Here is an 11,763-nt window from a genome sequence, read left to right on the forward strand (position 1 = left end):
GGATGAATAGGCGGATATGGCTACAGCGGATGGTCTATAGGCCCCATGGGCATCGAAGCGATACGTTAGTGCTCATGTCAAAACGTGCCAACGGGAACACCCGCTACCAGAGCTTGGAGAAGCCATTATGGAAGAGACCAGTTTGTTGTCGGAAGCTGAGACAGCGCGCTACAGGGATCAGGGTTACCTGGCCCTGAAGGACATGTGTCCGCAGGACGAGGTGGGCTATATCCGCCGCACCCTGCTGGACCTGTTCGCCAACAAGACGGGATACAACGAGGGTGCGCAGTACGACTTTGTGAGCCGGGACGACCCGTCCAAGCCCGCCAAGTTTCCCAGCCTGCACGATCCGCGTCATTATGCCCCCGGTCTGCTCAAGACGACTTACCACGAGCGCACGCTGGACCTGGCGCGGCAACTGCTGGGCGAAGAGGCGGCGCTGTATGGCGAGCACGCCCTGCTCAAGCCCGGCCCGTTCGGCCCCGAGACGCCGTGGCACCAGGACGAGGCGTTCCGTTCGCCCGACTTTGTCTACAACGAACTGAGCATCTGGCTGGCGCTGCAACCGGCAACCGTGGAAAACGGCTGCATGCAGTTCATTCCCGGATCGAACAAATGGGATGTGCTGGAACACCGCTCGCCCGGGGGCGACAAGAGCCTGCATCCGCTGGAATGCTGCGGCGACTTTCGCCGCGACCAGGCCGTGGCCGAACCGCTGGACCCGGGCGGCATCACCGTGCATGACGCGCGCACCTTGCATTTCACGGGGCCCAATACGTCGCCGTCGCCGCGCCTGGCGTACATCCTGATCTACAACACGCCGCCGGTCTACAAGCCGGGGCGCCGTGAATTTCCGTGGCTGGAAGGCCGCTGGACCGACAGCCAGACGCGTAAAAAGCAATGGCACAAGCGCGGCGGTCTGGCCGTGGATGTGATGCGCCGGCTGCCGGGCGCGCGGCTGACCAGCCCGCGTTGGGTGGCGTGGGCAACGATCCGCGCGGTCAGCAAGGTCTGGCCGCGATAGCTTGGGTGGACAGGGGGCCGAAAGAGCCCCGGTCAGAGGGGGGGCGAACGGGGCCGGCAAGCAGCGCTTGCCGGCCTCGGCGCGTATACTGGGCGGCGCCGCAGGTCCTGTTACCCAGGCGTTGCGGCGAGGCCGCCCGCAGCCGGCGGCTCCAGATTCTAAAAATACGAAACGCAGCTGGCGCACCTCTATCACTCCTCAGACCTCTCATGACCGCTAACCTTTCTACGATCACCTGCATCGAAGATTTGCGCGCCATTGCGCAACAGCGCGTGCCGCGCATGTTCTACGACTACGCCGATTCCGGCGCCTGGACCGAAGGCACCTACCGCGCCAATGAAAGCGATTTTCACAAGATCAAGCTGCGCCAGCGCGTAGCGGTGAACATGGAAGGCCGGTCGTTGCGCACCACGATGGTGGGCCATGACGTGGTGATGCCGCTGGCAATTTCGCCCACCGGCCTGACCGGCATGCAGCATGCCGACGGCGAGATCCTGGCGGCCAAGGCGGCGGCGGATTTCGGCGTGCCGTTCACCTTGTCCACGATGAGCATCTGCTCGCTGGAAGACGTGGCAGAAGCCACCAAAAAGCCGTTCTGGTTCCAGCTGTACGTGATGCGCGACCGCGAATTCGTGGCCAACCTGATCGACCGCGCCAAGGCCGCCGGCTGCACCGCGCTGGTGCTGACGCTGGACTTGCAGATCCTGGGCCAGCGCCACAAGGACATCAAGAATGGCCTGTCGACGCCGCCCAAGCCCACGCTGCGCAACCTGATCAACCTGGCGACCAAACCGCGCTGGTGCATGGGCATGCTGGGCACCAAGCGCCGCACGTTCGGCAACATCGTCGGCCACGCCAAGGGCGTCAGCGACCTGTCGTCGCTGTCCTCCTGGACGGCCGAGCAATTCGACCCGCGCCTGAGCTGGGACGATGTGGAATGGATCAAGCAGCGCTGGGGCGGCAAGCTCATCATCAAGGGCATCCTGGATGTGGAAGATGCGCACCTGGCCGCCAATAGCGGGGCCGATGCGCTGATCGTCAGCAACCACGGCGGGCGCCAGCTGGACGGCGCCATGTCGTCGATCGCGGCGTTGCCGTCGATTGCCGATGCGGTGGGCTCGAAGATCGAAGTCTGGATGGACGGCGGCATCCGTTCCGGCCAGGACATCCTGAAGGCGGTGGCGCTGGGCGCGCGCGGCACGATGATCGGCCGCGCCTTCCTGTACGGCCTGGGCGCGTACGGCCAGGCGGGCGTGACCCGCGTGCTGGAGCTGCTTTACAAGGAAATGGATACGACGATGGCGCTGTGCGGCCGCCGTAATCTTGAAGTGGGCGACCGCAGCATCCTGCTGCCCGGCACGTACCCGACCTGAGGCGGGGCGCCTGTGCGCGCCATGCGATGTGATTGAACCGCCGTTCGCGGCGGCCCCCTTCGTACATACCGCGCACCTCGCGCACCATGCGCAGCGCGCGGACTATGCCCCGTTGCCGGCGCCCAGGTACTGGCTGGGCCGCCGCAACGCCGGGTCGAAAGGATTGATCTGCGCGCCCACTGCGTCGGCCTCCCGGCGCAGCATTTCAACGATTAGCGGCAGGCGCTCGTCGTTGATGCGTTCGATGGGAGCGGCCACGCTCAGCGCCGCCACCGTGACGCCGTTGCGGTCTTGGACCGGCACCGCCAGCCCCGCGATATTCGGAAACACGCCCTGCCCCTGGCTGCGCGCGTACTGCAATTGCTGGCATTCCTGGATGCGTACCCGCATCGAGATTTCATCGACGAAACCCAGATGGTGCAGCCGGGGAATGTTGAAGCGGATGACCTCTTCGCGTTCCGCCTCCGGCAAGCTGGCCAGCAGCACCAGGCCGCCCTGGCCCATGCCCAGCGGCACGCGCCCGCCGATGTCGCCGGTATGCGAACGCACCGGAAAAGCCCCGTCCACCCGGTCCACGCAGACCGCGTCAAAGCCGCTGCGCACCAGCAGAAAAATGGTGTCGTTCAGCATGCCCGACAGCCGCAGCATGGCCGGGCGGTACAGCGTGCGCAAGCTGGATTGATGCGTGCCCGCGGCCGCTGCCAGCGCAAAGAAAGCCACGCTCAGCTGATAGCCCTTGCTTTGCGCGGGTTGCTCCACCACCCCTTCCTGCATCAAGCCTTGCAGCACGCGATGCACCGTGGCCTGCGCCTGGCCGGTACGCGCGGCGATGTCGGTCAGCCGCAGCTTTTCGCCCTTGGCATCGGCCAACACGCGCAGCACCGCAAACGCCCGTTGCAAGACCCCCTGGCCGCTGGAATCGTCCGCTGTCTCAGTTTTCTTCATTATTGAATTCCGACAAACAAAATATCCAGCATCATTTGTAGCAGTAAATTCTTCTGGGCGGAAATCGCAGCCGATAAATTCGATTGTTCGGAAAACCCTAATTGACCACGTATTTTGGCAACTCCTAGACTGGCCCCATCGATAAGCCGCTAACGCGCCGGGCAACCGGGCCAACACGCGGCACAACGCCCGCATCGGGCGACGGGGTTTGGAAAATGTCATTTCTGCGGCTGGACAACGTCTCGAAGAACTACGGCGACTTGCGCGTCGTTTCCGACCTGAACCTGACCGTTGAAAAGGGCGAGTTCGTCTCACTGCTCGGCCCCTCGGGTTGCGGCAAGACCACCACCTTGCAGATGATCGCCGGCTTTGCCGACGTGACCCAGGGCGTCATCACGCTGGATGGGCGCGACATCACCCATGCCAAACCCAACACGCGCGGCCTGGGCATCGTGTTCCAAAGCTACGCCCTGTTTCCGCACCTGACCGTGGCCGACAACGTGGCCTTCGGCTTGAAGATGCGCAAAGTGGAACGCGCCGAGCGCGCGGAACGCGTGCGCGAGGCGCTGGCGCTGGTCAAGCTGGACAAGCACGCCGACCGCTATCCGCGCGAGCTTTCGGGCGGCCAACGCCAGCGCGTGGCGCTGTCCCGCGCGCTGGTCATCCGCCCGCCCGTGTTGCTGCTGGACGAGCCGCTGTCCAACCTGGATGCCAAGCTGCGCGAAGACATGCAGTTTGAATTGCGCGGCATCCAGAAGAAGATCGGCACCACCACCGTGATGGTCACGCACGACCAGGCCGAAGCCCTGTCCATCAGCGATCGCGTCGTGGTCATGCAGGACGGCCGTGCCACACAGGTGGACGCGCCGTTTCGCATGTACGAACATCCGCAAACCGAATTCATTTCGCGCTTTGTCGGCAAGACCAACCTGTTGCCTGGCCGCGTCACGCGTTGCGGCGCGCAAGCCGAAATCGAAACCGGCGCGCTGCGCGTGCTGGTCGACGGCGAAGGCCTGCGCCACGGCGACAACGTGCAGCTATCGCTGCGCCCCGAAAAACTGGTGCCGGTGCCCGCCGGCCAGGGCAAGCTGGCCTGTGTGGTCAGCACGCGCTACTTCCTGGGCAGCCAGTGGATGTACGACCTGGATTCGCCGGTGGGGGCGCTGACCGTGCTGACGCCCAACGACGGCCGCCGCCCGCATGACGATGGCGAGGCCATCGGGCTGGACTGGGCCGAGGGCGTGCTGCGCGTGTTGCGCGCGCCTGCCGTGGAAAAGGCCGCCTGACATGGCGACGCTGACTCAAGCCGCCACCGGCCCCAAGCCGCGCAATGATGGCCTGCTGGCCATTCTGGGCTCCATCCCGCTGGCCATTGTTTTTCTGACACTGGTGCTGACGCCGCTGGCGCTGACCTTCGTGCTGTCGTTTCGGCCGTTCGACTACGGCGCGGGCATCTTGCCCGGCCACACGTTCGAACACTATCTGGCCGTGGTCACCGACAGCTACTTCCTGGAGATCTTCTGGCGCACCTTCTGGATCGCCGGCGTCACCACGCTGATCTGCGTGCTGATCGGCGCGCCCGAAGCCTACATCCTGTCCCGCATGGGCAAGCCGTGGCGGTCCATCTTTTTGCTGGTCGTGCTGTCGCCCCTGTTGATATCGCTGGTGGTGCGGGCGTTCGGCTGGAGCATGCTGTTGGGACCAGGCGGCGCCATCGGTCGCGCGGCCGCCGCCCTGGGCATGGGGCCGCTGCTGTACACGCCCACCGCCGTCATCATCGGCCTGGTGCACGTGATGCTGCCCTTCATGGTCATCCCCGTGTGGACGTCGCTGCAAAAGCTGGACCCCACCGTCGAGCACGCCGCGCTGTCGCTGAACGCATCGCGTTTTCAGACGCTGACGCGCATCGTGCTGCCGCAAGCCATGCCCGGCATCCTGTCGGGCAGCCTGATCGTGTTTGGCCTGTCGGCCAGCTCGTTCGCCATCCCCGCGCTGCTGGGCGGACGACGGCTGAAGATGGTCGCCACCGTCGTGTACGACGAATTCCTGACCGAGCTGAACTGGCCGCTGGGCGCGGCCATCGCCATCGTGCTCCTGGTGCTCAACGTCATCATCATGATGGCGTACAACCGCGTTGTCGAACGCTCTTACCGACGCAGCCTGGGCTAGCCGACAAGGAACCAACATGCAGAAAAACGGCCCTTTCGCGCTGGCGTTCAACTTCCTGGTGGTGGCCTTCGTGCTGGCGCCGCTGGTCATCGTGTGCCTGGTGGCGTTCACGCCCGACTCCACGCTGACAGTGCCCACCACGCAATTTTCGCTGCGCTGGTTCCGGGCGGTGTTCGAACATCCCAACTTCATGCAGGCGTTTCAGAACAGCCTGTGGCTGGCCTTTCTGTCGGCCACCATCGCCGTGTGCCTGGCCGTGCCGGCCGCCATCGCCATTACGCGTTACCGCTTCCCGGGCCGCGATGTGCTGAACGGCCTGTTCCTGTCGCCGCTGATGATTCCGCACCTGGTGCTGGGCGTGGCGCTGCTGCGCTTTTTCGCGCTGATGGGCATGGCCGGCAGTTTTTCGTGGCTGGTCGCCGCGCACGTCGTCGTCATCACGCCGTACGTGATGCGGCTGGTGATCGGCGCGCTGGTCGGCTTTGACCGCTCCATCGAACACGCCGCGCTGTCGCTGGGCGCCAGCCGCGCCACCGTGTTCTTCCAGATGACCCTGCCGCTGATCATTCCCGGCGTGTCCGGCGGCTGGCTGCTGGCCTTCATCAACAGCTTCGATGAACTGACCATGTCCGTCTTCATCACCGCGCCGTCCACCATCACGCTGCCCGTGCGCATGTACATGTACGCCACGGAATCCATCGACCCGATGATGGCCGCCGTGTCGGCGCTGGTCATCCTGTTGACCGCCGTCACCATGCTGTTGCTGGACCGCGTGTACGGCCTGGACCGCGTGCTGGTGGGGCAGAAATGAAACGCTTGCCGTTGGCGAAAAGAGAGGCGCCGGCATCATGGCAATACTGAAACGCCTGGCGGAATCGGGCCGGCCCGCCGTCCCGTTCACCTTGAACGGGCAAGCCTGTACCGCGCTGGCCGGCGACACCGTCTTGACCGCCGTGCTGACCCAGGCCGACTGCGTGCGCCATTCCGAATTCAGCGGCAGCCCACGCGCCGGCTTCTGCATGATGGGCGCCTGCCAGGACTGCTGGATGCAGCTTGAAGACGGCTCGCGCCTGCGCGCCTGCTCAACGTTTGTCGAACCCGGCATGCGTCTTTTAAGTCTGCCCATGGCGCCCGCTGCCGTGCCCGGCACGCTGGCGGCGGCACCCTGGCCCGAGGACGACATCGCATGAGCATCGTGATGCCCGTCATCGTAGGCGCCGGCCCGGCCGGCGTGCGCGCCGCTCAGGCGCTGGTCGCGCACGGCCTGCGGCCCGTCATCCTGGACGAAGCGCTGCGCGCCGGTGGGCAGATCTACCGCCAGCCGCCACCCGGATTCCAACGCCCGAAGTCCGCGCTGTACGGCTTTGAACATCGCAAGGCCGATGCCGTGCATCGCGCCATGGCCGCCTTGCAGCCGCACGCCGACTATCGACCCGGCAGCCTGGTGTGGAACGTGGAAGGCAAGACGCTGGACGTGATGCAAGACGGCGTCAGCACCGCCGTGCCCTACACCCACCTGATCCTTGCCACCGGCGCCACCGACCGCGTGCTGCCCTTTCCCGGCTGGCTGACGCCCGGCGTCTACACCTTGGGCGGATCGCAGGTCGCGCTGAAATTCCAGGGCTGCGCCATCGGATCGCGCGTAGTCTTCATGGGTACCGGGCCGCTGCTTTACCTGGTGGCCTATCAATACGCCAAGGCCGGCGCGCAAGTGGCTGCCGTGCTCGACACCGCGCGCTTTACCGACCACCTGGCCGCGCTGCCCGGCATGCTGCGCGCGCCCGGGCTGCTGGCCAAGGGGATGTACACCATGGCCTGGCTGCGCGCGCATGGCGTGCCGCTGCATCGCGGCGTGCGGCCCGTCGCCGTGCATGGCAAGGACCGCGTATCGGGCCTGACCTATCGCCAGGGCAACCGCGACCACACCGTGTCCTGCGACGCCGTGGCCTACGGCCTGGCGCTGCGATCCGAAACCCAACTGGCCAGCCTGGTCGGCTGCGAATTCGAATTCAATGCGCGCGATAGAAGCTGGACGCCACGCCGCGATACCGCCGGACGCGGCAGCGTGCCCGGCGTCTATGTCGCCGGTGACGGCGCCGCCATCGCCGGCGCCGACGCCGCCGAACTTGCGGGTGAACGCGCCGCGTTGGCGCTGCTGCAAGACATCGGCCAACCCGTCGACACCGCGCGTGCCCGCCTGCTGGAAACGCGCCTGGACGCCAACAGCCGAGTGCGCTCCGCGCTGGAACGCGCCTTTCCCTTTCCCGAGGACTGGGCCGCAACCATCGCCGACGACACCGTCATCTGCCGCTGCGAAGACGTGACGGCTGGCACGGTGCGACGCGCCGTCACCGACACGGGGGCGCAAGAACTGAACCGCCTCAAAGCGCTGACACGCGTCGGCATGGGCCGCTGCCAGGGCCGCATGTGCGGCGCGGCGGCAGCCGAGGTCCTGGCGCAAGCCTGCGGCCGCACGCCCGCCGACGTGGGCCGCTTGCGTAACCAGCCGCCCGTCAAACCGGTACCCGTGCGCGTGGTGTGCCTGGAACGTCAGGACAAGGTGTCGACATGACGCGGCGCATCGACACCGAAGTGGCCATCATCGGCGGCGGCATCGTCGGTGGCAGCGCCGCGCTGTTCCTGCGGCGCGCCGGCGTACCCGTCGTCTTGCTGGAAGCCGCCTTGTGCGGCGCGCGCGCCAGCGGCGTCAACTATGGCGGTGTGCGGCGGCAAGGGCGCGGGCTGGAACAGATGCCCCTGGCCCGACGCGCACATGAACTGTGGGGCCAGCTGCCGTCACTGATCGGCATCGATGGCGAATACGTGCGCTCTGGTCATTTGAAGCTGGCCGCGTCCAACGCCGACATGGTGCAGTTGGAAGCGTATCGCCAGCGCACGCGCGGCTTCGGCATGCACCTGCAAATGCTGGACCGCCGCGAGCTGGCGCGCCGCTTCGGCTGGCTGGGCCAGGACGTCGCGGGCGGATCCTTCTGCCCCGAAGACGGCCACGCCAACCCCCGGCTGGTGTCACCGGCTTTCGCGCGCGCGGCGGCGGCGCTGGGCGCCGACGTGCGCGAAGGCGTGAAGGTTACCCAGGCCGATCACGACGGCACGCACTTCATCGTGCGCGCCGACGGCCTGGAAGTGCGCTCCCGCGTCCTGCTCAATTGCGCGGGCGCCTGGGCGGGCCGCTTTGCAGAGCACTTTGGCGAAGCCGTACCCGAAACGTCCATCCACCCTTTGATGATGGTCACCGAGCCGCTGCCCGTCTTCATGGACGTCAGCCTGGGCATACAAGGCGGTGGCATCTACGCACGACAGGTCGCGCGCGGCAATTGCGTCATCGGCGGTGGCCGTGGCGTGTCCACCGACCCCGACTACGCACGGCCTGGCCGCGCCGGCCTGGGCGCGCTGATGGCCAACGCTACCCGGCTGCTGCCCGTGCTGCGCGGCGCGCAGGTCGTCCGCTTCTGGACCGGCGTGGAAGGCAACATGCCCGACCACAATCCCGTGCTGGGCCCCAGCGCCCGAGTCCCCGGCCTGTTCCACGCCTTCGGCCTGTCCGGCGCCGGTTTCCAGATCGGCCCCGCCGTGGGCGAAGTGCTTTCCGAACTGGTCCTGCGCGGCCAGTCCTCGATTCCTATCGATGCCTTTTGCATTGAACGATACGCGGCCGCCGCTCACGGCGCCGTGGCTCGGCCTGAACGTGTTCGTGAGCAAACGCAGGAGTCACCATGATGGATAAGAAACAGGGCGCATCGCGCCTGAGCAAGGGGAAGCGGCTGCTGGGCGCGGCAACGTTGGCGTTGCTGTCCGCAGGGGCCATGGCGCAGCAAAAGACCTTGTACGTCGGCATGAACGGCGGCGACATGGAACGCGCCTTCACGCAATACGTGTTCCCCGATTTCGAGAAAGCCAACAACGTGAAAATCGTCGTCGTGCCCGGCACGTCGACCGACGTACTGGCCAAGGCGCAAGCCTATAAAGACAACCCGCAGATGCACGTCATGTTCCTGGACGACGGCATCATGGCACGCGCCATCTCCATGAGCCTGTGCCAACAGCTTAATGACGACCCCGTCCTGAAAGAGCTGTACCCCACCGCCGTGATGAAAGACCGCATGGCCGCCGGCATCGACATCGGCATGACCGGCCTGGGCTACAACACCAAGATGTTCGCCGACAAAGGCTGGGCACCGCCCACCTCCTGGATGGACCTGGCCGACCCCAAGTACAAAGGCAAGGTCGTATTCCAGTCCGCCGCCGGCAGCACCTTTGGCCTGCACGGCTTCCTGATGTTCAACCGCATCCAGGGCGGCGACGACAAGAACTATGAACCCGGCTTCAAGAAGTGGCCCGACACCATCGGCCCCAACGTGCTGGAATACATCCCCAACTCGGCCAAGCTGGCCGAAATGATCCAGTCCAACGAAGCCGCCATCTTCCCGCTGACCCCCACCGCCATCGCCCGCCTGAAAAAGCGCGACATCCCGGTGGAATACGCCCAGCCCAAGGAAGGCTCCGTCATCCTGATGGTGGCTGAATGCGTCATCGCCAAGAACAGCGAACCCGAACTCTCGCAAAAATTGGCGCTGTACCTCTTGTCCGCCAGCGCGCAGGCCAAGGCACTGGAAATGGGTGGCCACTTCCCATCCAACAAAAACGTCAAGGCGTCCGCCGCCAGCGCCGACGCGCTCAAGCGCTTCCAGGGCTACATGGAAAACGCCAAGATCCTGGATTGGGACCAGATCAACACTGCGCGCCCCGCCTTCAACGCCCGCTGGAACCGCACCGTCGAACGTTGATAAGATCTTGCAGCGCGCCTGTGGATAAACCGCAAGCGCGCTCGCAAGCAAGCGCCTGCCAGCGTGCGGCCGGTACGCGCGTAGCAGACGCGCGTCTGCTAACACGTCTGCTAACACGCGTCTGCTAACGCGCGTCTGCTACGCCCGTCCGCCAACAAGGAACCTTTGCATGCGGCTCATCATCAATTCCGGCGGCCCCGCCGCCATCGACGCATGGCGCGCACAGTTCCACGCCTTCGCGCCGCAGTTGGACGTGGTCGGGTGGCATGAAGACGTCGCGCCCGACAGCGTCGATTACGCGTTGGTCTGGGCGCCCGACGCCGGCCGCCTCGCCACGTTCCCCAACCTGAAACTGATCATCAGCGCGGGCGCCGGCGTCGACCACATCCTGGCCGACCCCCAGCTACCCCGGCACTTGCGCATCGCCCGCATGGTCACCGCCCGCACCCAAACCGAAATGGCCGAATTCGTGCTGACGTCCGCGCTGATGCTCACCCGCGACATCAAGCGCGTGGTGAATAACCAGGCACGCCAACATTGGGAACTGTTCGACTCCCTGCGCGTTGCCGCGGACGTCCGCGTCGGCATCATGGGCCTGGGCCACCTGGGCATCGCCGCCGCGCAACTGCTGTCACGCGTCGGCTTCCCCGTCAGCGGCTGGTCACGCGGCGCCAGCCAACTCGACGGCCTGCCCTGCTACGCGGGCCAAGCGGAATTCGGCCAATTCCTGGCCAACACCGACCTGCTGGTCTGCCTGCTGCCCGCCACCGAGGCCACCAAAGGCATCCTCAACGCCACCACGCTATCGCAGCTGCCGCGCGGCGCCAGCCTGATCAACGCCGGCCGTGGCACGCATATGGTCACGCAAGACGTCATCGCAGCGCTGGACAGCGGCCAGTTGCACCAAGCGGTGCTGGACGTTTTCGAACAAGAGCCGCTACCGGCGGACTCCCCCTTGTGGACGCACCCGCAGATCATCATCACGCCCCATTGCGCGGCGATCCCCGACCGCAAGGAACGCGCCCGTCACACCGCATGGCTGATCGAGGCCAACGAGCGCGGCGATGCGCTACCCAACATCTACGATCCGCTACGCGGATATTGAGCACACTACCAAGAGGCGTCTATCCCCGCCGGCAGGAATGAACATCAACGCCTAGCATTGGCACTGGCGCCAGCAGCGGCAGCACCAGCACCCGCACCCGCACCAGCACCCGCACCAGCATCAGCACCAGCACCCGCACCAGCATCAGCATCAGCATCAGCATCAGCAACAGCATCAGCAACAGCAACGGCAACAGCACCAGCATCAGCATCAAGCAGCAACAGCAGGCACTAAGCACGGAGCAGCACCAAGCACCCAGCACGCCACACCAATCAAGACGGCCCGGCACCAATCAAGACGACCCCGCACCAACGCGCGTAAGCCCCAAAAGGCCGCCCGCGC

Annotated in this window: 12 protein-coding genes; 10 read left to right on the forward strand and 2 right to left on the reverse strand. The window is 65.8% G+C overall.

Annotated elements, in window-relative coordinates:
- Nucleotides 1-127 precede the first annotated feature (127 nt).
- Nucleotides 128-1,024 (forward strand): phytanoyl-CoA dioxygenase family protein, encoded by an 897-nt coding sequence (locus DVB37_RS00065; protein WP_046804032.1) that lies wholly within the window; start codon nt 128-130, stop codon nt 1,022-1,024.
- A gap of 209 nt (nt 1,025-1,233) precedes the next feature.
- Nucleotides 1,234-2,397 carry an alpha-hydroxy acid oxidase gene (locus DVB37_RS00070; RefSeq protein ID WP_046804031.1) on the forward strand — a complete coding sequence of 388 codons (1,164 nt, stop codon included), beginning with the start codon at nt 1,234-1,236 and terminating at the stop codon, nt 2,395-2,397.
- Nucleotides 2,398-2,499: 102 nt separating this feature from the next.
- Here the strand turns inward: DVB37_RS00070 and DVB37_RS00075 are convergent, their stop codons facing one another.
- Nucleotides 2,500-3,342 carry an IclR family transcriptional regulator gene (locus tag DVB37_RS00075; protein WP_104142370.1) on the reverse strand — a complete coding sequence of 281 codons (843 nt, stop codon included), beginning with the start codon at nt 3,340-3,342 and terminating at the stop codon, nt 2,500-2,502.
- 215 nt (nt 3,343-3,557) lie between these two features.
- On the opposite strand from DVB37_RS00075, the gene DVB37_RS00080 reads away from it, so the two are divergent.
- The 8 genes from DVB37_RS00080 (at nt 3,558) to DVB37_RS00115 (ending at nt 11,421) form a co-directional block, all read left to right on the forward strand.
- Complete coding sequence (locus DVB37_RS00080) at nt 3,558-4,628, forward strand: ABC transporter ATP-binding protein (protein ID WP_046804030.1); 1,071 nt, start codon at nt 3,558-3,560, stop codon at nt 4,626-4,628.
- Between the two features lies 1 nt (nt 4,629).
- The gene (locus DVB37_RS00085) at nt 4,630-5,511 is read left to right on the forward strand and encodes an ABC transporter permease (protein ID WP_046804029.1); all 882 of its coding nucleotides are present in this window, start codon (nt 4,630-4,632) and stop codon (nt 5,509-5,511) included.
- 16 nt (nt 5,512-5,527) lie between these two features.
- The gene (locus DVB37_RS00090; RefSeq protein ID WP_104142367.1) at nt 5,528-6,322 is read left to right on the forward strand and encodes an ABC transporter permease; all 795 of its coding nucleotides are present in this window, start codon (nt 5,528-5,530) and stop codon (nt 6,320-6,322) included.
- A gap of 37 nt (nt 6,323-6,359) precedes the next feature.
- Nucleotides 6,360-6,701, forward strand: a complete 342-nt coding sequence (locus DVB37_RS00095) for a (2Fe-2S)-binding protein (protein WP_120153278.1) — start codon at nt 6,360-6,362, stop codon at nt 6,699-6,701.
- The gene (locus tag DVB37_RS00100; protein WP_120153280.1) at nt 6,698-8,083 is read left to right on the forward strand and encodes an NAD(P)/FAD-dependent oxidoreductase; all 1,386 of its coding nucleotides are present in this window, start codon (nt 6,698-6,700) and stop codon (nt 8,081-8,083) included. The genes DVB37_RS00095 and DVB37_RS00100 overlap by 4 nt, the downstream gene beginning before the upstream one ends.
- The gene (locus DVB37_RS00105) at nt 8,080-9,249 is read left to right on the forward strand and encodes an FAD-binding oxidoreductase (protein ID WP_120153282.1); all 1,170 of its coding nucleotides are present in this window, start codon (nt 8,080-8,082) and stop codon (nt 9,247-9,249) included. The genes DVB37_RS00100 and DVB37_RS00105 overlap by 4 nt, the downstream gene beginning before the upstream one ends.
- Nucleotides 9,246-10,316 (forward strand): ABC transporter substrate-binding protein, encoded by a 1,071-nt coding sequence (locus tag DVB37_RS00110; RefSeq protein WP_120153284.1) that lies wholly within the window; start codon nt 9,246-9,248, stop codon nt 10,314-10,316. Before DVB37_RS00105 ends, DVB37_RS00110 begins: the two co-directional genes overlap by 4 nt.
- A 169-nt stretch (nt 10,317-10,485) precedes the next feature.
- Nucleotides 10,486-11,421 carry a glyoxylate/hydroxypyruvate reductase A gene (locus DVB37_RS00115; protein ID WP_120153286.1) on the forward strand — a complete coding sequence of 312 codons (936 nt, stop codon included), beginning with the start codon at nt 10,486-10,488 and terminating at the stop codon, nt 11,419-11,421.
- 19 nt (nt 11,422-11,440) lie between these two features.
- Here DVB37_RS00115 and DVB37_RS28265 read toward each other — a convergent pair whose 3' ends face one another.
- On the reverse strand, nt 11,441-11,635 hold the full coding sequence (locus tag DVB37_RS28265) for a hypothetical protein (RefSeq protein WP_162941134.1): 195 nt from the start codon (nt 11,633-11,635) through the stop codon (nt 11,441-11,443).
- Nucleotides 11,636-11,763: the final 128 nt, after the last annotated feature.

The sequence above is a fragment of the Achromobacter sp. B7 genome (assembly GCF_003600685.1).
Taxonomy (GTDB): Bacteria; Pseudomonadota; Gammaproteobacteria; order Burkholderiales; family Burkholderiaceae_B; genus Achromobacter; species Achromobacter spanius_B.

Bases quoted from the DNA above. Each gene is read 5' to 3' on its own strand.
- DVB37_RS00065 (WP_046804032.1), top strand. From the start codon at position 128: ATGGAAGAGACCAGTTTGTTGTCGGAAGCTGAGACAGCGCGCTACAGG.
- DVB37_RS00070 (WP_046804031.1), top strand. From the start codon at position 1,234: ATGACCGCTAACCTTTCTACGATCACCTGCATCGAAGATTTGCGCGCC.
- DVB37_RS00075 (WP_104142370.1), bottom strand. From the start codon at position 3,342: ATGAAGAAAACTGAGACAGCGGACGATTCCAGCGGCCAGGGGGTCTTG.
- DVB37_RS00080 (WP_046804030.1), top strand. From the start codon at position 3,558: ATGTCATTTCTGCGGCTGGACAACGTCTCGAAGAACTACGGCGACTTG.
- DVB37_RS00085 (WP_046804029.1), top strand. From the start codon at position 4,630: ATGGCGACGCTGACTCAAGCCGCCACCGGCCCCAAGCCGCGCAATGAT.
- DVB37_RS00090 (WP_104142367.1), top strand. From the start codon at position 5,528: ATGCAGAAAAACGGCCCTTTCGCGCTGGCGTTCAACTTCCTGGTGGTG.
- DVB37_RS00095 (WP_120153278.1), top strand. From the start codon at position 6,360: ATGGCAATACTGAAACGCCTGGCGGAATCGGGCCGGCCCGCCGTCCCG.
- DVB37_RS00100 (WP_120153280.1), top strand. From the start codon at position 6,698: ATGAGCATCGTGATGCCCGTCATCGTAGGCGCCGGCCCGGCCGGCGTG.
- DVB37_RS00105 (WP_120153282.1), top strand. From the start codon at position 8,080: ATGACGCGGCGCATCGACACCGAAGTGGCCATCATCGGCGGCGGCATC.
- DVB37_RS00110 (WP_120153284.1), top strand. From the start codon at position 9,246: ATGATGGATAAGAAACAGGGCGCATCGCGCCTGAGCAAGGGGAAGCGG.
- DVB37_RS00115 (WP_120153286.1), top strand. From the start codon at position 10,486: ATGCGGCTCATCATCAATTCCGGCGGCCCCGCCGCCATCGACGCATGG.